This is a genomic window from Synechococcus sp. MIT S9451 (assembly GCF_047304725.1).
GTDB lineage: Bacteria > Cyanobacteriota > Cyanobacteriia > PCC-6307 > Cyanobiaceae > Synechococcus_C.
The window spans coordinates 1,203,845-1,222,527 of the sequence record NZ_CP138971.1; the positions used below are offsets into that span (position 1 = coordinate 1,203,845).

Below are 18,683 nucleotides of genomic sequence, written 5' to 3' on the forward strand. Positions count from 1 at the left end.
TCAAGACCACACAGGTCTCTGCTGGCTGCGACGAACGATGATCTCGTCCCTGGTGATTGCGACTGATCGCTCTGCCATCAATTTCATCCAACCGTTCAGAGTTGACCCAAGGGGGCTGCTCTGTTCAGGGGGATGCTTGCAGGAGTTTCGTGGTTGTGAAGCGATCGACCCAAGTGTGTGAGCTGATCACAACCGGTTGAAAAGGCTGTCTAAGCAGCTTCTTCTTGTTTGGTTTCCTCTTCGGAGAGCAAGAAACGCTTGCGCTGGGCTGACTCATAGCCAGTCAGTTCCTTCTGCTGTTGCTCCTTGGCTCTCTCTGCTTTGTTGCACCCCATCAAAAGGGGGTGGATGCCTCTTCTGCTCATTTGAGTTGACGCTTATCGGATCGCGCGCGGTGGCTTTGAAGCCCAATCGCGTCAAATAATCTTATCGTTTTCTCTTGGCTGGGTGAGTGGGGTTTCCAGTGGCTTTACATATCGATGGCGTGCCGTTTCGTTGGATGCTGCATCGAAGCAGTGTCCAGGCAAGTGCTGAAGATCGTCACACTCATGAAACTCTCAGTTGGTGAGGATCATGCAGATACTTGATGCCAAAAAGGGCGCTTCCGAAGCAACCACACAGCATCGTCATCACCGGCGATACATATTGGCGACTGCCCGTTCTCTTGCCTGCCTCAGCCTGTCTTGATGGTGATGGGCTCAGAGCGGCTTGTGCCCAGAGTGGGTGTTTGATCACTCGCGCGCATCAGAAAAATCTTGCATCGCTTTGGTATGGAGGCCAACTCTGGATGCTGAGCGTGTTTCTAGCTCCTTGCGTAGGTGAGTGGTGGCTTCACGAACAAATGCTTTTTCGTTCTCATGTGCGGTAAGGATTTGCTTGGTGACCTCTTTCAGTGCAGCCAGTTCTTGACAGGCATCAATCTCACGGAAGGCGGCTTCAAGCTGAAATCTCTGTTCGACAGACAAGCGATGGTGGTTCATGGGGGTCATTGATCATCGAGACAAGCTATGGATCTCCGCACGGTTGGTGTTGTTCGGTCGTTGGTTCGGCAACCACCCTTGGAACGTGTGGCAGTGGTCCAGTCCGACCAGTCAAATTGGTGTTGACCTCAGGTTGGTATGGATCAATCCGAAATTAAAAACTGGCAAAAGATCGCATCAGATCTAGAGGCTGCTGGTGCAATCCATAGCGGCTTTTATCTGCGAGCTCGTGCCATCGCTGATGGTGAGCCTGATCCGATGCCCACTCTCTCCGAGCTGAGTCAGAAGCCGTCTGCTGCATAGTGCCCGCAGAGTTTGTGTGATGGTTGCTCCCCACCATTCAATCCCGTACTCGTTGGCATCCATGCTCCTTCTGGCTTGCTCGCTCACTGCACCAGGCATTGCGTTGACTTCACACAAGCGGCTTGCCAGTTCGCTCGTCGCATAAGAATCAACTGCTAATCATTCGTAGGCACAGCCTTTTGGCTTTGGCTCCGCCAGAGTTGATGTGATTTCTGCGCTGATCGTTTTGCTGCGAGCAGTCTCACTGGCTGTTATTTGCTTTCTTGCTGCCTGTTCGTCTCTCGACAGCACCCAAGAGCTCCAGCCAAGTGCCATCTCTTCTGGCGCTGTAGCTGCGCAGCTTCCATTGCAACCACCCGGTCAGGCTGGTCCGACAGCGGATCTCTTGGTCGGAGAGGTCCCTCTTCTTAGTGCTCGCCGAACGGATGAATGGTTTCCGGATGGCAATCCCATCTGGAAAGTGGAGTTGCATCGTGGGCGAAGACTGCTCGCCAGCTGGGATGCGGCCAGTGGGGTCTCCCAGCGACAACATGCAGATCGCCGCTGGAGCCCTGGCAATGCTTCTCCTCTACCGATCGGGATCTATGCCCTTGGTCAACCGGAACCCTGGGGGCATGATCTCTGGTTTGATTTGCAGCCTCGGTTTGAGACCACTCGCAGTGCGCTTGGCATCCATCGCTGTTTTCCAGGTACTGGCTGCATCTGCATTCCGGATCGATCAGATATCGATGCATTGGCCGCCTGGGTCCGTCGGGCTCGAATTCAACAACTAACGGTGCTCAACTAGCTGGAGCTGTTTCTTGGTATGGGCCTGAAGTCAGGCTTCTGAATTGTCTTGGGCCCGTGCTGGTGACTCGCTGAGAATTTGCAACGGCATGAGTAGCAGGAGTCTTTTCGTCAGCTCGCTTCACGGAATTGGGAGCACTGATCACCGTTCTGCATGATGCCTAGCCATGCTCCTTCCAATTAATTTGGATGCCAAGAGTGGGTACTAGCACGCATTTCTCTACTAACTCAGTAGAACCACCCGCGCCCCAGGTAATTTGCAATTCATCGAAGGAAAAATGAATGAGAGCCTCACCGATGAGGTTCTCATTCATGAGTGAATCTCTCTTCATATGTCGCATCTTGATCTCCACCCGCTTCTTGTCAGGGCTCAGAGAAGACTGGTACTCTTCCCAGTAAGCTCCTGATCCTGCCGCTATTTCTTTCTCTTCGGTCTTTGTAAGAGGGATAAAAGCTTCTGTGGGCCATCCTTCGTATGCATAGATTTGACCAGTTTTTCTATCAAAAGCCCATAAAGGTTCTTTGCCTTGAGAGGCTCTTTGTGCATGAAGGGAGCTCGCGTCTGGATAGGTATCAAAGGCTGCTTTAGCTTGATCGAGCGCATGATTGGAGCTTGAACAATATACTGAAATGAATCGATTCTCCTGAAGGTCTGAGCATGAGCTCAGAACAAGTAAAGGCGCGCAAATGAGCGGGATATGTGCAGCAGAGCGCAGGAGGCGCATGGTCTTCAAGGAAAGCAAAATCGGTTGAGGTCGGATCTTTCCCTTCAGAGTCGTTGAATCCGGAGTGATGGCGTTGTGCCGAGCCGTCCAATAGAAAGAGCGGCGCACCCTTCACGTGAGCAACGCTAACTCGCTTTGGCGAAAGCGGTCTTAACACGTCTCCACTGGGATGTGCGGTGGCTGCTGTGATGCCCCTTAACGGTGGCTCCCATCACACCTGACTCGGGAGCCGCTGCCCTCGGGCCTCACGAGACCAGCTTCCAAATGGGTGCCGATGTCTTCATTGTTGATTGCCCTATCTCTCTAAAGATCTGACGTGCTGCATTTGCTTTGGCAGGATAGTTTCCCGCAAGGTTGACGACTGGGAGTATGCAATTCAGATCGCAGACAGGACGGCTCTTCTCAGTTGAAGAAGTCATCAACTTGTTGGTGTCTCTGGTGGCGACTGACTCCAAAGCCGAGGCGAAGTGGAGAGGCTTCTACAACTCCCTCAGTGCCAGCGAGCTTCAAGACGAGTGGGAGGAATGCTGGAGCGACCAGCCCAGTCGTTAAGTGTTGACCTTCCGTGTTTGGTTTGATGGGGCCATTGGCAAGTGCATGGCTCGGCCGTTCGCGTCTCTCGGGTTTGTGGCTGTCTTTATGCCACAGCAGCCGCTGCTTCAACCCCTGGCCATAAAGCAGCGAACTCTGCGTCAGACACGACCGCCGTGACTTCAAATTGAATCCCATATCCCTTGATCCAAGGGCCAAGGTGTGCCCAAACTTTTCCGATGTCGCTGGCCATCGCGATGGCGACGCCGCTCCCGCTGACAGGTTCGCAAACGCGGTATTTCAGCTCAAAGCCTTCGAATGTGTCCCCAGGACCTCCTGCATTGATGTAGTCAGCAAAACCGGGGCAGGATTCCCACGCTCCCTCAACAGTTGGGAACGTCCAAACAATCAGGAAGTGCTGCATCAGTCGACCAGTGGCTTTGCTGTTGGTAGCCACACTTGGATCGATGCATGCAGTTGTGCGATGGAGTGCTGACACTCGGGCTTCTTCCCAAAGGCTTGGAGGGCCTTGAGGCCTATTTGTCAGGCCTTTATCGAGCCAAGATCAACAATTGAGTGTTCTGCCTCTGTTGCTGAACCAGTGGTTGCTGCAAGCAGACTTCATTTGCAGGTTGGAACGGAGAAGTCTCCATAGGCCTCTGCTGATAGCGTCAAAGATGCCTCCATCAAGAGGGTGCACGCTGTTTGAGTATTTTTGCGCTTGTGCAAGCGGATGGACGAAATCTGTTGTTTCTTTGCCTTGCGTCATAGTCGAGCCAGCCTTTAAGAGTATTCGATTCGATTTTTTAAATGTCTACCGCTGAACAGGCTTACAGTATTTGCTACAAAAAACCTGACGGTTTTACAGAGTGCACCTCCATTTCTGCTGCTGATGTGGTGAAAGCTCGCATTCTTGCCATGGAATTCAATGACTATATTAAGCAGCATCCGAATTGCATCTGCTCGATTTTGCCTGTGCAAGATTAGGCCTTCCTCGGTTTCTAGTGCGTTTGGATCAAGGCTTGAATGCTTCGATTGGTGTGGATTGGCTTGCTGGTGAGAAGTCGATAGCTTGATGATGATGTGCTCTCTAACGCATGCATTGTGTTTAGAGCGTCAATGTTTGTTGAAGGCTTGTGCGTTGCTTGGCTTCCCTGTCAGGGCTTGGATCAATGGCATGTGGTGAGGCCTGGCTGAAAGGACTCCAGAAGGATTGATGTCAGTGACTTTTGCTGTTCGTTTGTGCGGCACTTGTATTGGCTGATTACATCACCACGCCTGCTTGGATTGCTACGACTGCGGCTGCTTGACGGTTGCGTACTCCTAATTTGCCAATGACAGCGCTGACGTGGCTTTTGACTGTTTCCACAGACACGAAGAGCCGCTCAGCAATTTCCTTATTCGTTGAGCCTGAGGCCAGGCAGCTCAGGACCTCGGATTCCTTTTTGGTTAGATCAGATGGCAGTAAATGTTGTGGGTTGTTGGCGAAATCAGCCGCTTGAAGCACATCGCGCGGGTAATAGATGCCGCCATGCAGGGTTTTCCGTAACGCACCCATGAAGTCACCATCTCCTCGGCCACCGAGAGATGACACGAACATCGCCCCTTCTGCACCAGCTTCGATGCAGTGATGGACCATCGATTTGGTCTCAGTGCGCAGGAACACAAGGCAGATGGTGTCAGGGCAAGCAAGCTTGGTTTTCCTGACCAGGCTGATGCCGCAGCCCTCTTCCAAGTCCTCAGTCACAAAAAGCAGATCTGGGCAGCAGCTCTTTGTGATCTCCACAACCTCTGATTCTGTGGTGTAGGCCCCAATTAACCCCTCTGAGATTGGGGGTAGGAGGCTGAATGCTCCCAGCGTCAATGGGTCCGCCATGCAAACGATGACCTGAGTGCCTTGAAGTAGGGCTGTGGCCTCAGCGCTGACTTCGCCTCGAAGCGGTTGGCGAGCGAATTCCATCTTGAGCTCTGGTTAGGTCTGCAGTTCAGGCATTAGATCAAAGCCGTGCGACCCCTTAGCGCTTCCTTGGTGTTGTCTGACTCTCCGATCGGATTGGACTGGACATTCAGCCTTGCGCCACGTTCAGGCAAGCCAGCGCCACTTTCGGCTGTTTCGTCTTCGAGAACAATGCGCGATTCGACGGATGTCAGAAGCAGCTTCAAGGGTGGAAAGTTAAGACCAACCAGATCGGAGGAGCCCATGACGGCGGATACTCCACCACAGCAGATTGCAGAAGCAGGCTGACTTTCTGGCGCCTGCTCCAACAGTCTCAAACAAGCGTCTGGGTTGCTCTTTTGGTCGGCACTGGAATGTTCGCCGCGCCAATCGACGCTCCGCTCGCATCGCCCTAGGTACCCCTGGAGATCGCGACCCAACACCTCGAGCCAATGGCCCCAGGCCGCCTCGAGCCAGACGCTGACACCTTTCTCTCCTTTGCATTGATTGGGTTTAGCCATGCACCAACGAGCGACGTAGGCCGCCTTCCCGCCGGGGAGGGCGGTCGTCCTTTTTTGATGGGCTGCTAGGCCGAACTGCACAGGCGCAGCAGCACGACATCTTGAGGTTGGCGAGCCTGTGGGGAGATAAAGCGTCATCCCCGCTGGATGGATGGTGACGACACCTGGGCTTTGTGTATCGGGTCCACAGCGCTCGCGGTCGCTCTCAAAAACGGTTCAAAATGTCTTGGGGCGTTAGGGATACCGCCCCGCCATCTTGCTCGCTCTGGGCCACGCTCCAAGAGGTCTGCAGTCTCACGGGTTCCGCACTGCTCCAGCTTGAGAGTTGGCGTGATGGTTGGTGCTGTTGCCCTGGCGGCCCTGCACGTGTCCTCCTCTGCAAAAGCAGCCGTGGAGATTGGCACCGCATCTGATCCTGCACTGTTAAGTGTCGCTGGATCAGATCCAGTTGGCACAAGGGTTTTGTTGAATTGTCAATGGAGAATAGGGGACTCGAACCCCTGGCCTCTGCGGTGCGATCACAGCGCTCTACCAGCTGAGCTAATTCCCCGATTGCAAAAACCTAGCGTCAGAGTCCAGGCAGAATGCAGGCATAGGCGGCAGAGATGCCCATGGCCAGTTCAGCCATCACCCCAGAACAGCTCGAGAGCTTTGATGAGTCCTCTGTGGCTGTCTTGGCACAGCGCCTCGAAGACGATGACTACCCCACCCCCTTCGCTGGGTTGGGGGATTGGCACCTGTTACGGGCTCTCGCCATTCATCGTCCTGAGCTCACAGCCCCCTATGTGCATTTGATTGATCAGGAACCCTTCGATGAGGACTGATCCCGGCACCCTCTGCGGGCGCAGGGTGCTTGTTGCCGCTAGTGGAAGCATCGCCGCGGTTAAAACCCCCCTGTTGGTGAGTGCGCTGGTGAAAGCTGGTGCGGAGGTGCGGTGTGTGCTCACTCCCAGTGCCGCCCGGTTGGTCAGTGCAGTGGCCCTGTCAAGCCTCAGTCGTCATCGTTGTTATCAAGACGAGGATCAGTGGAATCCAGACCAGCCCAGGCCTCTGCACGTCAGTTTGGCGGAATGGGCGGAGGTGGTGATCGTTGCTCCGCTCAGTGCCACCACCCTGGCGCGATGGACTCAAGGCCTAGCTGATGGTCTCTTGGCCAGTCTGCTTTTGGCCTGTGAGCGGCCTGTGGTGGCTGCAGCCGCCATGAACACAGGCATGTGGGATCATCCCGCAGTGCGACGGAACTGGGCTCTCTTGGCGGAGGATCCGCGGGTTCTCAGCCTTGGCCCCGAGGTCGGGCTGCTGGCCTGCGACCGCATGGGGGATGGTCGTATGGCGGCCCCGGAGTGCATTCAGCTTGCAGCGACCAGTGCTCTGCAGCGCTGTGATCCCCATGGTGGCGTTCCGCGTGACTGGGCCGGCCGCACCCTGGTGGTGTCATCGGGACCGACCGTGGAAGCACTGGATCCTGCCCGGTTGATCACCAACCGCAGCACTGGACGCATGGGGGTGCTGATCGCCCAAGCTGCGCGCTTTCGCGGAGCGGCAGTACAGCTTGTGCACGGTCCTCTCCAGGTGCCTGAAGCCTGGCTGGAAGGGCTCGGCTGTTATCCGGTCAGCTCAGCAGAAGCGATGCAAGAGCAGCTTGGTGCTCTCCAGCCAGACGCTGATGCAGTCGTGATGGCTGCTGCCGTGGCTGATCTGCGTCTGCGAGGCGGGCCTTCCCCTGCCAAGGCTGCCAAGGTTGCGTTGCAAGCGTCCCTCACCTCCAACCTTGAACCTGTGCCCGATTTGCTGGCGGGGCTGCATGCCAACCGACCAGCTACGCAGCGGCTGCTTGGGTTCGCAGCCCTTAGCGGTGGGGAGGAGGAGATCATCAGCCGTGCCCACGCGAAGTGCACAGCCAAGGGTTGCGATCTGTTGATGGCGAATCCCATCGACATCCCTAGCCAGGGATTCGGAGAGGCTCCGAATGGTGGTTGGTTGATCAGCGCCAATGGCGGCGTAGAGGTGGTGCCTGTGATGGACAAGTTCTGCTTGGCCCATCGGTTGCTGGATCGTTTGCTCTCCTTGCAGGAAGCCTGATCTCGATCCCTCAGGCTGCCATCTCGACTTGGGGTTGGTCGAGCATGGCGATGAAGGTCTTGAGCTGCAGCCTGGGGATGTAGGGCCATCCGCCTGACCGCTCAATCGCTTGAAGCAGGTTGAACAATTGGTGACGATCTTCCGGCAGGCTGCTGCGGAAGGATCCATCTTGAATGTCGCGATGCAGGGCTTCGATGCTGCGCAGCATCGTGAGCAGAGCTTGGGGCCGCCCCTGAAGATGGCCGGCCAGTGCATTCAGTTCTGCCAACAGTGCTTCGAGTCGTTCCTGCTCTGCTGAAGGCAGTGTTTCGATCTCATGACTGAGGACGGACAACGCGACGGGTTGTTTACAGCTGCGAAAGGGTACCCGGAACAAGCGTTTGCCACCTGTAGGATCCGCCTGATCGGTGGATACCGTCATCATTCGGCCATTCGGCTTCCTTTCATGAGCATCCGTCCCCTGCTGGCCCTGGTGCTGGCTTTCTGTCTCACCGTGGTGACCGCCTGCAGCGGTGGTGCCCAGGCTGTTGACAGTTCCAACATCACTTACGACGACATTCGCAACACCGGCAAAGCGAATGATTGCCCAGTTATTTCTGATTCCGCCCGCGGATCGATCAGCCTCACCCCCGGTGGCTCCTATGAGCTCAAGGGCATCTGCATGCATCCCACAAGGGTTTTCGTGAAAGGTGAGCCCGCGAACAAGCGTCAGGAGGCTCAGTTCGTTGAGGGCAAGATCCTCACTCGCTTCACCTCCAGCCTTGATGAGGTGTACGGCAACCTCACCGTGAAGAGCGACGGCATCAATTTCAGCGAGCAAGGCGGTATCGACTTTCAGCCGATCACCGTGCTGGTTCCTGGCGGTGAGGAGTACCCCTTCACCTTCTCCAGTAAGTCGCTTGAAGCCACAGCTGATGGCGCTGCCATCACCACTAGTACTGACTTCGAAGGCACCTACCGCACCCCCAGCTACCGCACGAGCAACTTCATTGATCCCAAGGGTCGTGCCCTCACCACCGGTGTGGACTATCCCCAGGGTTTGATTGGTTTGGCTGGTGACTACGAGGAACTGGATAGCGAGAACATCAAGCGCTACATCGATGGCGTGGGTCAAATGACCCTCTCGATCACCAAGGTGGATCCAGAAACCGGCGAGTTCGCTGGAGTGTTCTCTGCCACCCAGCCTTCCGACTCCGACATGGGAGGACGCGAGATTGTCGACGTGAAAATCAGTGGTGATCTTTACGGACGTCTGGAAGAGGGCTGATCGCAAGCCGAACACCTGCCAGATCGCAAGGGGGGCCATTGGCCCCCCTTTTTTTGTGTCGTCTGTGAGAATCCCCCCTTGTTTCCCTCCCAAGCTCAGCCATGACTGCCAGCTCTGCTCCGAACAGCGTGATCGCTCCATACGGCGGCACCCTGGTGGACCTGATGGTCTCCGATGCGGAACAGGCAGCAGTGAAGGCTTCAGCCACGAAGACCTTGGAGTGCTCCGATCGCAATGCTTGCGATGTTGAGTTGCTTGTGGTGGGTGGCTTCTCCCCTGAGCGGGGGTTCATGCATCAGGCCGATTACGACTCCGTTGTGGCGTCTCATCGCACCACGTCGGGATATCTGTTCGGCCTGCCGATCGTGATGGACACCGATTGCGACGATGTTGCGGTCGGCGATCGGGTGCTGCTCACCTACAAGGGTCAGGATCTGGCGGTGCTCACTGTTGAAGACAAGTGGGAGCCCGACAAGGTGGTGGAAGCCAAGGGTTGCTATGGCACCACGTCGATTGAGCACCCCGCCGTTCGCATGATCACGATGGAGCGGAAGCGGTTTTATTTAGGTGGGCTGATCCAGGGTCTTGCACTGCCCAAGCGAGTCTTCCCCTGTAAGACGCCTGCTGAGGTGCGTGCAGGCTTGCCCAGTGGTGAAGATGTTGTGGCATTCCAGTGCCGTAACCCCATTCACCGTGCCCACTATGAGCTCTTCACCCGGGCGCTGCATGCCCAAAACGTGAGTGAGAACGCTGTGGTGCTGGTGCATCCCACCTGCGGCCCCACCCAACAAGACGACATCCCCGGGGTGGTGCGCTTTCAAACCTATGAACGTTTAGCGGCTGAAGTGGACAACGCGAGCATCCGCTGGGCGTACCTCCCTTATGCGATGCACATGGCTGGCCCGCGTGAGGCTCTGCAGCACATGATCATCCGCCGCAACTACGGCTGCACCCACTTCATCATCGGCCGCGATATGGCTGGCTGTAAGTCGTCGCTGAACGGCGATGACTTTTACGGCCCTTATGACGCTCAGAACTTTGCCAAGGAGTGTGCTGTTGAACTGTCGATGGAGACTGTTCCTTCCCTCAATCTTGTGTTCACGGAGGAAGAGGGCTATGTGACGGCTGAGCATGCAGAGACCCGTGGTCTCCATGTCAAAAAGCTGAGCGGCACCCAATTCCGCAAGATGCTGCGCAGTGGTGAGGAGATCCCGGAGTGGTTCGCGTTCAAGAGCGTTGTTGATGTGCTCCGCTCCGCCTGATCCCTGAGCATCTCCATTAACATTCCTTCATCAGAGGCAAGAGAACCTTGAACAAGCGTTGGCGCAACGTTGGGCTTTACGTCCTGCTTGTGGTCGTGGTCATAGCGGTGGGAACAGCCTTCCTTGACCGTCCAGACCCTGCGACCGCAGCCCGTACCCTCCGTTACAGCGATTTCGTGGAGGCGGTTCAGGAGGATCAGGTCAGTCGGGTGACCATCTCTCCAGACCGCGCCTCAGCGTTGATCGTGGAGAACGATGGCCGACGCGCCGAGGTGAATCTCGCCCCGGACAAGGATCTGCTCAAGTTGTTGACCGATCACAACGTGGATATCGCGGTGCAACCCACCCGAGAACAGGGTGCATGGCAGCAGGCTGCTGGCAGTTTGGTGTTCCCCTTGCTGCTGCTTGGTGGATTGTTCTTCCTCTTCCGCCGTGCCCAGGGCGGAGGCGGTGGCAATCCAGCCATGAACTTCGGCAAGAGCAAGGCTCGTGTCCAAATGGAGCCTTCCACTCAGGTCACGTTTGGAGATGTGGCTGGCATCGAAGGAGCCAAGCTTGAGCTCACTGAGGTTGTCGACTTCCTCAAGAACCCTGACCGCTTCACCGCTGTTGGCGCAAAGATCCCTAAAGGCTGCCTTCTGGTCGGTCCTCCCGGTACCGGTAAGACCCTGCTCGCCAAGGCTGTGGCGGGTGAAGCGGGTGTGCCGTTCTTCTCGATCTCCGGCTCGGAGTTTGTGGAGATGTTCGTCGGTGTTGGCGCCAGTCGTGTTCGTGACCTCTTTGAGCAGGCCAAGAAAAATGCTCCTTGCATCGTCTTTATTGACGAGATCGATGCCGTTGGACGCCAGCGTGGGGCAGGTTTAGGCGGTGGCAACGACGAACGTGAGCAGACCCTGAACCAATTGCTCACAGAGATGGATGGGTTCGAGGGCAACACCGGCATCATCATCATCGCCGCCACCAATCGTCCTGATGTTCTGGATGCTGCTTTGATGCGTCCTGGTCGCTTTGACCGACAAGTCACCGTCGATCGTCCTGATTACAACGGTCGGCTCCAGATTCTCGGCGTTCATGCCCGCAGCAAGACGCTGTCCAAGGACGTCGACCTCGACAAGGTAGCCAGGCGAACGCCTGGCTACACCGGGGCTGATTTAGCGAACCTTCTCAACGAAGCGGCGATCCTGGCCGCACGTCGTGGCCTCACGGAGGTGAGCAATGACGAGATCAGTGATGCGATTGAGCGCATCATGGTGGGACCCGAAAAGAAAGATCGGGTGATGACGGAACGGCGTAAGCGTCTCGTTGCTTATCACGAGGCAGGCCATGCTCTGGTGGGAGCTGTGATGCCTGATTACGACGCAGTCCAAAAGATCTCGATCATTCCTCGTGGCAATGCCGGCGGTCTCACCTTCTTTACGCCCAGTGAAGAGCGGATGGAGTCGGGGTTGTATTCCCGCACCTATCTCCAGAGCCAAATGGCAGTGGCCCTTGGCGGTCGTGTCGCTGAAGAAATTATCTATGGCGAAGACGAGGTCACAACCGGAGCGTCCAATGACCTCCAGCAGGTTGCTCAGGTTGCCCGTCAGATGGTGACTCGCTTTGGCATGAGCGACAAATTAGGACCCGTCGCGCTTGGTCGTGCTCAGGGCGGAATGTTCCTCGGACGCGACATCGCAGCCGAAAGAGATTTCTCGGAAGACACCGCGGCCACGATCGATGCCGAGGTCTCTGATCTTGTTGATGCCGCCTACAAGCGCGCAACCAAGGTGCTTCTCGACAATCGGGCAGTGTTGGATGAACTGACCGAGATGCTTGTTGAGCAGGAGACAGTCGATTCCGAGGAGCTGCAAGAGTTGTTGATTCGCCGCGACGTTCGCGTTGCCGAATACATCTGATCGATCGCGTCCTGATCGGATCAACTGGACTGATCGCCAGCACCAGTTGATCCGATCTCTGCGTGAGCAGCCCTTTCTGGTGGTGCTTCGCCCCTCTCCTCTCGATTGGTCAGTGGAGACGTTTGATCAGGCACCTCTGCTCTGTGTGATCAATCAACTGGTCGACGCTGGAGTTCACCACATCGAAATCGCCTGGACTCCTCATTGCCGCTGGGGTGAGCTGATCTGCTGGCTGCGAGACCGCTATCCAGCCCTGCGGCTAGGCGCTGCATCGGTGACGCGACGGGAAGCGTTGGAGATGGTGATCGATCTCGGCATGGCTTATGCCATGTCTCCTTGTTTTGATCCATCTCTACTTCGGTTGGCCCGTCGCCATGGCCAGCTTCTGGTCCCCGGGGTGTTTTCGCCGTCGGAGGTGCAGCAGGCCGTCGCTTTCGGATGTGAGCTCGTGAAGCTTTTCCCTGCAGCCACAGTGGGGATCAACTATCTCCGTCAGTTATCGGCACCGCTTTCGCCGTTGCCTTGCATGATCGCGGCGGGTGGTCTCACGGCAGCAGATCTGGATCCTTGGCTTGCGGCGGGGTATCACGCCTTGGCCCTTGGTCGCGGTTTGATCGACGGCGAAAAGCTCGATCAAAGCCTCCTTTCATGGTTGGGATGAGAATCAAGTGCTACAGATGAGATAGATATTCTTTGTTCGATGTCTCAGCTGTCGATCAAGCTGTCCGATAAGGCTGATGCCTTGATCGCTCAGCTTCAGAAGGAGATCTTCAACCGTCGCCGCAAAAAAGTCACCGCGGCGGGTGTGGTGGAGACCCTCGTTGAAAGTGGTGCCCGCTCCCAGTCCGACAAGCGTTTCGCTACGTCCTGGACCAATCTGATCAAGGACATTGAAAAAGCGGCGAAGCTCGCCAATGCCCATGGCAGCAAGCCATCGTCGTTGAGTGATGCTGAATGGGCGATGGTTCTGAACCATCGACAGCGCTCCGCTAGCGATGGTTCAGCCTCCAAGTCGGCACCTCGCAAACGCACGAAAGCCGCTGCGAAGACAAAGGCCTCAACAGCAACAGCTGCTAAAGCGGTCGCCAAGGTTGCCAAAACCGCTAAGCCTGCGACCAAGGCCAGTGCCAAGACCTCGAAGTCGGCCAAGCCTGTGACGAAGGCGAGTGCCAAGACCAGCACGAAGACCAGTTCGAAGGCCAGTGCCAAGACCGTGCGTAAATCGGCCTCGACGACCACCACATCCGCGACCCGTAAGCCAAGGCCAGCCAAGCGGGCCCGCAAGGCGACCAGTGGCACTGGCACCACGTCGGTCGCCAAGCGCATGGCCAAGGCCGCCGGTCGCCTCAGCAGTAGCAGTGCTCTTGCGACCAGTGGGATCAGTTCGCCAGCGCGAAGCTGATTCGATTGGCGCTGGATTTGTAGTGCAGCCTGAGGCGACTCACCACAGACTGCACTGCCCCTGCTGACGCAGCAGGTGGTCGGCCAGCACCAAGTTGACCATCGCTTCCACCATCGGCACAGCCCTTGGCAGCACGCAAGGGTCATGCCGACCCTTGGCAGCAAGGGTGGTGGCTTCTCCAGCCGAATTGATGGTCGTCTGTTCCTTGCGGATCGTTGCCGTTGGTTTGAAAGCCACGCGGATCAGGATTGGTTCGCCGTTGCTAATGCCTCCCTGGATGCCTCCAGAGTTGTTGGTGGCCGTGCGTAGGCGGCCGTCTTCGCTCGGCAGGAAGGCATCGTTGTGTTCACTACCCCTGAGCAGGGTGCCAGCAAATCCGGATCCGATTTCGAATCCCTTTGTGGCCGGTAGAGACATCACCGCTTTGGCAAGGTCAGCTTCCAGTTTGTCGAACACCGGCATGCCGAGACCTACGGGGGGATTGCGCACCACACATTCGATTACCCCTCCGCAGGAATCTCCTTCGCGGCCGATCGCTTCGATCCGTTCGATCATGCGTTCAGCCATCGCTTGATCCGGGCAGCGGACGATATTGGCTTCAACCGCGTCGGGCTCCACACTGGCTGGGTCAATGCTGGCTTCCAGGTCATGGATGCGTTTGACCCAAGCGATCACCTCGGTGCCCCCGGCCTTGTGCAGAAGCTGGCGGGCGATGGCGCCAGCGGCAACCCTGCCGATCGTTTCCCTGGCGGATGCACGGCCTCCTCCACTCCTGGCTTGGATGCCATATTTCACTTGATACGTGGCATCGGCGTGTGAGGGGCGGAAGGCTATTTCCATCTCCCTGTAATCCTGAGGACGCTGGTCTTTGTTGCGCACCACCATGGCAATCGGCGTTCCAAGGGTCTCGCCGTCGACCAGACCACTGAGGATTTCCACCTGATCGGCTTCCTTGCGTGGGGTGGTGATCTTGCTTTGGCCCGGCTTGCGCCGTTCGAGATCGGCCTGGATCGCGTCTAGATCAAGCCTGAGGCGGGGCGGGCATCCGTCGACGATCACGCCGACACCACCCCCATGAGATTCCCCAAATGTGCTGATCCGGAACAGTGTGCCGAAGCTGCTTCCCATGCCTCTCTCCACCTGGATAGAGCTGGATAGAGCGTAATGAGTCGTCTGTCAGGTCTGAGCTGTTGAGGTCAGACCAGATCCGTGAGCGCGCCTTCTGGCCATTCTGATTGCGGGAGTTCGTGCAGCATCGTGAAGTCCTCGAAGGCGAAGCCAGGTCCGACGCAGCAACTCACCAGGGAGTAGGGGCCCTCAGGCCTGGCGGCCTGCCAGTGGTTTGCTGGGATGACCTGAACTGGCTGCTGCAGTGACAAAATCTGTCGTGATGCTTCTCCTCCTGTCTCCGGCAGGTCCCAAAGGCTGAGCGGTGCCCCTTGAAGGTGGATCCAGACCTCATCGGCGTGGCGCACTTGATGCCAACGGCTGGTGGAGCCAGCTTTCAGCAGAAACAGGATGGTGGTGACGCCTGCGCGTTTAGCTCCATCGGAGCGGGTGACGGTTTGGGAGCTGCGATGGATCTCTCTGTACCAACCCCCTTCGGGGTGGGGCTGCATCTTCCACTCCTCGATCAAGCCTTCGACCACTGCATTGGCACTGTGTTCGCTCGTGGGGCCTGCTTGGTGGTCTGTCATTGTTTCCCCGCTTTCACTACTTGTAGCCCGTCTGCCCAGCGCGTGAAGGCGTTTCGCTTTGGTACCGAGTTGTTGATCCGGATGCCCCGGTTTGCCGGTGCACCTGCCGATGCAGGGGTGAGGCTGAGCACAGCCCCTTTGGAGGTGGTGGAAGCATCGCCATTCAGTTTTGTTGGCTCGTGCCCTCTGTTGCTGGCAGCAGGGCTTCTGCTGGATCAGCAACGCCTTCTGAAGTGTGGCGTTGATGCCCCAGATGGCAACCACTGCATCGCCTTGAGCTGCGGCTCTCGTCGATGTGTTGCTTTGGCATCGGCCACAGTGCTGGGCTCAGAGGCAACAAAAAGCCCCCACCTTGCGGCGGGGGCTTTCCGATTCAGCTTGCGCTGAATCGTTTGGAGACTTCAGCCAAAGGCTGTTCCGATCAACCGATTGCAGGTGCTTGCAGAGCCACAGGAGTGGACTCAGCAGCAGCCAGGTCGAGGGGGAAGTTGTGAGCATTGCGCTCGTGCATCACTTCCATGCCGAGGCCGGCACGGTTGAGGATGTCAGCCCAGGTATTCAGGACGCGGCCCTGACCATCAAGGATGGACTGGTTGAAGTTGAAACCGTTCAGGTTGAAGGCCATGGTTGACACGCCCAGGGCGGTGAACCAGATGCCGACAACGGGCCAGGCAGCCAAGAAGAAGTGAAGGCTGCGGCTGTTGTTGAACGAGGCGTATTGGAAGATCAGACGACCGAAGTAACCGTGGGCAGCCACGATGTTGTAGGTCTCTTCCTCTTGGCCGAACTTGTAGCCGTAGTTCTGGGACTCGCTCTCGGTGGTCTCGCGGACCAGGGAGGAGGTCACCAGGGAGCCGTGCATGGCGGAGAACAGTGAACCACCGAAGACACCAGCCACACCAAGCATGTGGAAGGGGTGCATCAGGATGTTGTGCTCAGCCTGGAACACCAACATGTAGTTGAAGGTGCCAGAGATACCCAGGGGCATCGCGTCAGAGAAGGAACCCTGACCGAAGGGGTAAACCAGGAACACTGCAGAAGCAGCAGCCACAGGTGCGCTGTAAGCAACGCAGATCCAGGGGCGCATGCCGAGGCGGTAGGAGAGTTCCCACTCGCGACCCATGTAGCAGAAGATGCCAATCAGGAAGTGGAAAATCACCAGCTGGAAGGGGCCGCCGTTGTACAGCCACTCGTCGAGTGAGGCTGCTTCCCAGATGGGATAGAAGTGCAGGCCGATTGCGTTGCTGGAAGGAACAACAGCACCAGAGATGATGTTGTTGCCGTAAAGCAGGGAGCCAGCGACGGGCTCACGGATGCCATCGATGTCAACCGGAGGAGCGGCGACGAAGGCGATGACGAAACAGATGGTGGCAGCCAGCAGGGTGGGGATCATCAGCACACCGAACCAGCCCACATAGAGGCGGTTGTTGGTGGAGGTGACCCACTCACAGAACTGCTGCCAGCCGGTCGCGCCGGAGCGCTGTTGGATGGTGGTGGTCATGAGAACGGAAAACGCCGGTGGGCCAGGGCCCAATGGCTTGTAAAGAAAGTCGGTTTGCCGACCTAGTCAATGTAAAGGACTTTTGCGCAATGTGAACTTGATTGATGGTGCATTCAGCCTCAGAGGCTCTGATGGCTTTGATTAGCTGGGCTGATCAGTCGTTGCAGGCGTTGAGCTCTTGCGCTTGGGACGTGCTGATGCGTCCTGTCTCGACCAGCACTGTGCTGATCGTTTCAAGCGTGAGCACCGCGTGCAGCCGCAGTCCTTCGGACTGAAGTCTTTGCTTAGCGCGGGGGTCATGCCGGCCACCATGGTCGAGGAAAACGACCACATCGCTCACCTTCAGCTCGGAGGACGTGAGCTTGGCAATGCCCTCCAGCACGCTGCCTCCTGAGATCAGGATGTCGTCGACAACCACGACTGTGTCCCCTGCGTTGAATTCCCCTTCCACGAGCCGTCTGGTGCCATGGGCTTTCACCTCCTTGCGCGGATAGATCAGGGGCTTGTGCAGTTGGAGAGAAAGGCCGGTGGCGGTGGGTAGGGAGCCGTAGGGAATGCCTGCGATTCGGTCGAAGTTGAGCGTTCGCAGTACCCGGGAATAGCAGTCGAGTACGCGATGAAAGAGGGCTGGGTCCGAGATGATCTGACGCAGATCCACGTAGTAATTGAAGATTGCGCCACTTGCTTGTTTGAATTCACCAAACAACAGGCAGCGAATATCAAACAGGTCGATGATCAGATCCCTTAGTTCCGGATCGGTGCCTGTTTGAGCTGAAGGCTCCCCGTTTGCTGTGTCGCTCTGCGCTGAAGGTTGATCGGCGTGGGGCCAGATCCTGCATTGCACAGATTGCAGCTGGCTCTGTTGCATTCGAGCCTCGAGATGCTCGGAGCGGATGCGATTGATCCGTTGCTTCAGGGCGGTTGTCTGGTCGCTGATGTTGCTGTCGTTCAGAAGACTCTGAGGCAGAGGCAGCAGGAGACCATCCCCGGCCTCATTGAGCCCACTGGCCAGTAGTCGCTCCAGATTGCCTTCTTCTCCCCAGAGAGATCGCAGCATCACGAATCGCTCTGGGGCGGCCTTGCGAACACGTCCGAGGATGGTCGGATCGCTCGTGCCGACTTCGAGAAGAAGTTGATCCGGTGTCCCCCATCGCTGACTTTCGCCTACCACCATCAGATACAGAGGCCGCTCTTCATCGGGGTAGTGCTGCAGGCTTCTGGCCGCCGGATTGGAACTGTGGCAATTGATCACCACAGCCTTGCCTGGATAGAGCAAGAACGGAGCGGCAATGTCTTGTCCTGCAAAGGGATTGAGCGTGACTGCGTCAGCCTGCAGGGTTTGGAATAAATAGGCGGCGATGGCGCTTGAGCTGTTGAGATCGCCGTGTTTGATGTCGATGATCAGGGGCAGATCAGGAGGTAACAGTTCGCGCACCTCCATCAGCAGGTCAACGCCGGCTGATCCCATCGCTTGGTAGAAGCCAAGGCTGGGTTTGTAGGCGCAAACGTGATCTGAGGTGGCCTCAATCACGAATTTGCACCATGCCCGCGCTTGACTCAGTAGTGAGCTCCCACCCAGGCCTCGGGGGGTCGCCCAGTTGCGCAGCATCTCCGGGTTGGGATCCAGTCCGGTGATCAGTAGGGACTGCCTACTGGTCATCGCCTCGGTGAGTGCCGTGAAGAATCCCATGGCGCTCAGTGGTGGTTGAAACCAGATTGGGCCGTTGTGCCCTTCTGCGTCTCGTTCCATCCAACAAATGAATCAATTGCAGTGTCGTCAGCAGAAGCAGACGTC

General features: G+C 57.0%; 21 protein-coding genes and 1 tRNA gene. 11 read left to right on the forward strand and 11 right to left on the reverse strand.

The window, feature by feature from the left end:
* Positions 1 to 731 precede the first annotated feature (731 nt).
* Entirely contained in the window at positions 732 to 989 is a 258-nt protein-coding gene (locus SIB72_RS06020; RefSeq protein WP_413744964.1) for a hypothetical protein, read from the reverse strand.
* 129 nt (positions 990 to 1,118) lie between these two features.
* On the opposite strand from SIB72_RS06020, the gene SIB72_RS06025 reads away from it, so the two are divergent.
* Positions 1,119 to 1,283: a hypothetical protein gene (locus tag SIB72_RS06025; RefSeq protein ID WP_413744965.1), complete on the forward strand. Its 165-nt coding sequence runs from the start codon at positions 1,119 to 1,121 to the stop codon at positions 1,281 to 1,283.
* Positions 1,284 to 1,629: 346 nt separating this feature from the next.
* Positions 1,630 to 2,070, forward strand: coding sequence for a hypothetical protein (locus SIB72_RS06030; protein ID WP_413744966.1), 441 nt, complete (start codon positions 1,630 to 1,632; stop codon positions 2,068 to 2,070).
* 160 nt (positions 2,071 to 2,230) lie between these two features.
* On the opposite strand, the gene SIB72_RS06035 is transcribed toward SIB72_RS06030, so the two are convergent.
* Complete coding sequence (locus SIB72_RS06035; RefSeq protein ID WP_413744967.1) at positions 2,231 to 2,794, reverse strand: hypothetical protein; 564 nt, start codon at positions 2,792 to 2,794, stop codon at positions 2,231 to 2,233.
* A gap of 369 nt (positions 2,795 to 3,163) precedes the next feature.
* Between SIB72_RS06035 and SIB72_RS06040 the strand changes: the two genes are divergently transcribed.
* Positions 3,164 to 3,346, forward strand: a complete 183-nt coding sequence (locus SIB72_RS06040) for a hypothetical protein (RefSeq protein WP_413744968.1) — start codon at positions 3,164 to 3,166, stop codon at positions 3,344 to 3,346.
* 85 nt (positions 3,347 to 3,431) lie between these two features.
* Here the strand turns inward: SIB72_RS06040 and SIB72_RS06045 are convergent, their stop codons facing one another.
* From SIB72_RS06045 to SIB72_RS06060, 4 genes are all read right to left on the reverse strand, one after another.
* Positions 3,432 to 3,749, reverse strand: a complete 318-nt coding sequence (locus SIB72_RS06045; RefSeq protein WP_413745059.1) for a DUF3303 domain-containing protein — start codon at positions 3,747 to 3,749, stop codon at positions 3,432 to 3,434.
* Positions 3,750 to 4,589: 840 nt separating this feature from the next.
* Entirely contained in the window at positions 4,590 to 5,285 is a 696-nt protein-coding gene (locus tag SIB72_RS06050) for a LuxR C-terminal-related transcriptional regulator (protein ID WP_413744969.1), read from the reverse strand.
* Between the two features lie 32 nt (positions 5,286 to 5,317).
* Entirely contained in the window at positions 5,318 to 5,920 is a 603-nt protein-coding gene (locus SIB72_RS06055; protein ID WP_413744970.1) for a hypothetical protein, read from the reverse strand.
* Positions 5,921 to 6,259: 339 nt separating this feature from the next.
* Positions 6,260 to 6,332: transfer RNA gene (locus tag SIB72_RS06060), tRNA-Ala, on the reverse strand.
* Positions 6,333 to 6,393: 61 nt separating this feature from the next.
* Here SIB72_RS06060 and SIB72_RS06065 point away from each other — a divergent pair.
* Positions 6,394 to 6,606: a DUF2555 domain-containing protein gene (locus tag SIB72_RS06065; protein ID WP_371410867.1), complete on the forward strand. Its 213-nt coding sequence runs from the start codon at positions 6,394 to 6,396 to the stop codon at positions 6,604 to 6,606.
* The gene (coaBC, locus tag SIB72_RS06070) at positions 6,596 to 7,864 is read left to right on the forward strand and encodes a bifunctional phosphopantothenoylcysteine decarboxylase/phosphopantothenate--cysteine ligase CoaBC (RefSeq protein WP_413744971.1); all 1,269 of its coding nucleotides are present in this window, start codon (positions 6,596 to 6,598) and stop codon (positions 7,862 to 7,864) included. The genes SIB72_RS06065 and coaBC overlap by 11 nt, the downstream gene beginning before the upstream one ends.
* A gap of 10 nt (positions 7,865 to 7,874) precedes the next feature.
* On the opposite strand, the gene SIB72_RS06075 is transcribed toward coaBC, so the two are convergent.
* Positions 7,875 to 8,288: a hypothetical protein gene (locus SIB72_RS06075; protein ID WP_413744972.1), complete on the reverse strand. Its 414-nt coding sequence runs from the start codon at positions 8,286 to 8,288 to the stop codon at positions 7,875 to 7,877.
* Between the two features lie 21 nt (positions 8,289 to 8,309).
* Here SIB72_RS06075 and psbO point away from each other — a divergent pair, with 21 nt between their 5' ends.
* The 5 genes from psbO to SIB72_RS06100 all read left to right on the forward strand — a co-directional run bounded on the left by psbO (position 8,310) and on the right by SIB72_RS06100 (position 13,690).
* On the forward strand, positions 8,310 to 9,131 hold the full coding sequence (psbO, locus tag SIB72_RS06080; protein ID WP_115015986.1) for a photosystem II manganese-stabilizing polypeptide: 822 nt from the start codon (positions 8,310 to 8,312) through the stop codon (positions 9,129 to 9,131).
* A 101-nt stretch (positions 9,132 to 9,232) separates the two neighbouring features.
* A complete protein-coding gene (gene sat / locus SIB72_RS06085; RefSeq protein ID WP_115015988.1) occupies positions 9,233 to 10,393 on the forward strand; it encodes a sulfate adenylyltransferase in 1,161 nt (386 codons plus the stop codon).
* A gap of 47 nt (positions 10,394 to 10,440) precedes the next feature.
* Entirely contained in the window at positions 10,441 to 12,288 is a 1,848-nt protein-coding gene (gene ftsH / locus SIB72_RS06090) for an ATP-dependent zinc metalloprotease FtsH (RefSeq protein ID WP_413744973.1), read from the forward strand.
* Between the two features lie 46 nt (positions 12,289 to 12,334).
* Positions 12,335 to 12,949, forward strand: a complete 615-nt coding sequence (locus SIB72_RS06095) for a bifunctional 4-hydroxy-2-oxoglutarate aldolase/2-dehydro-3-deoxy-phosphogluconate aldolase (protein ID WP_413744974.1) — start codon at positions 12,335 to 12,337, stop codon at positions 12,947 to 12,949.
* Positions 12,950 to 12,988: 39 nt separating this feature from the next.
* The gene (locus tag SIB72_RS06100) at positions 12,989 to 13,690 is read left to right on the forward strand and encodes a hypothetical protein (protein ID WP_413744975.1); all 702 of its coding nucleotides are present in this window, start codon (positions 12,989 to 12,991) and stop codon (positions 13,688 to 13,690) included.
* A 39-nt stretch (positions 13,691 to 13,729) separates the two neighbouring features.
* Here SIB72_RS06100 and aroC read toward each other — a convergent pair whose 3' ends face one another.
* Both aroC and SIB72_RS06110 read right to left on the reverse strand, forming a co-directional pair.
* A complete protein-coding gene (aroC, locus tag SIB72_RS06105; RefSeq protein ID WP_413744976.1) occupies positions 13,730 to 14,818 on the reverse strand; it encodes a chorismate synthase in 1,089 nt (362 codons plus the stop codon).
* 68 nt (positions 14,819 to 14,886) lie between these two features.
* A complete protein-coding gene (locus SIB72_RS06110; protein ID WP_413744977.1) occupies positions 14,887 to 15,387 on the reverse strand; it encodes a cupin domain-containing protein in 501 nt (166 codons plus the stop codon).
* A gap of 42 nt (positions 15,388 to 15,429) precedes the next feature.
* On the opposite strand from SIB72_RS06110, the gene SIB72_RS06115 reads away from it, so the two are divergent.
* Positions 15,430 to 15,774: a hypothetical protein gene (locus SIB72_RS06115; protein ID WP_413744978.1), complete on the forward strand. Its 345-nt coding sequence runs from the start codon at positions 15,430 to 15,432 to the stop codon at positions 15,772 to 15,774.
* A gap of 34 nt (positions 15,775 to 15,808) precedes the next feature.
* Here the strand turns inward: SIB72_RS06115 and psbA are convergent, their stop codons facing one another.
* Together psbA and SIB72_RS06125 are read right to left on the reverse strand one after the other, a co-directional pair.
* The gene (gene psbA / locus SIB72_RS06120; protein WP_413744395.1) at positions 15,809 to 16,888 is read right to left on the reverse strand and encodes a photosystem II q(b) protein; all 1,080 of its coding nucleotides are present in this window, start codon (positions 16,886 to 16,888) and stop codon (positions 15,809 to 15,811) included.
* Between the two features lie 154 nt (positions 16,889 to 17,042).
* Positions 17,043 to 18,578 carry a bifunctional orotidine-5'-phosphate decarboxylase/orotate phosphoribosyltransferase gene (locus SIB72_RS06125; protein ID WP_413744979.1) on the reverse strand — a complete coding sequence of 512 codons (1,536 nt, stop codon included), beginning with the start codon at positions 18,576 to 18,578 and terminating at the stop codon, positions 17,043 to 17,045.
* Positions 18,579 to 18,683: the final 105 nt, after the last annotated feature.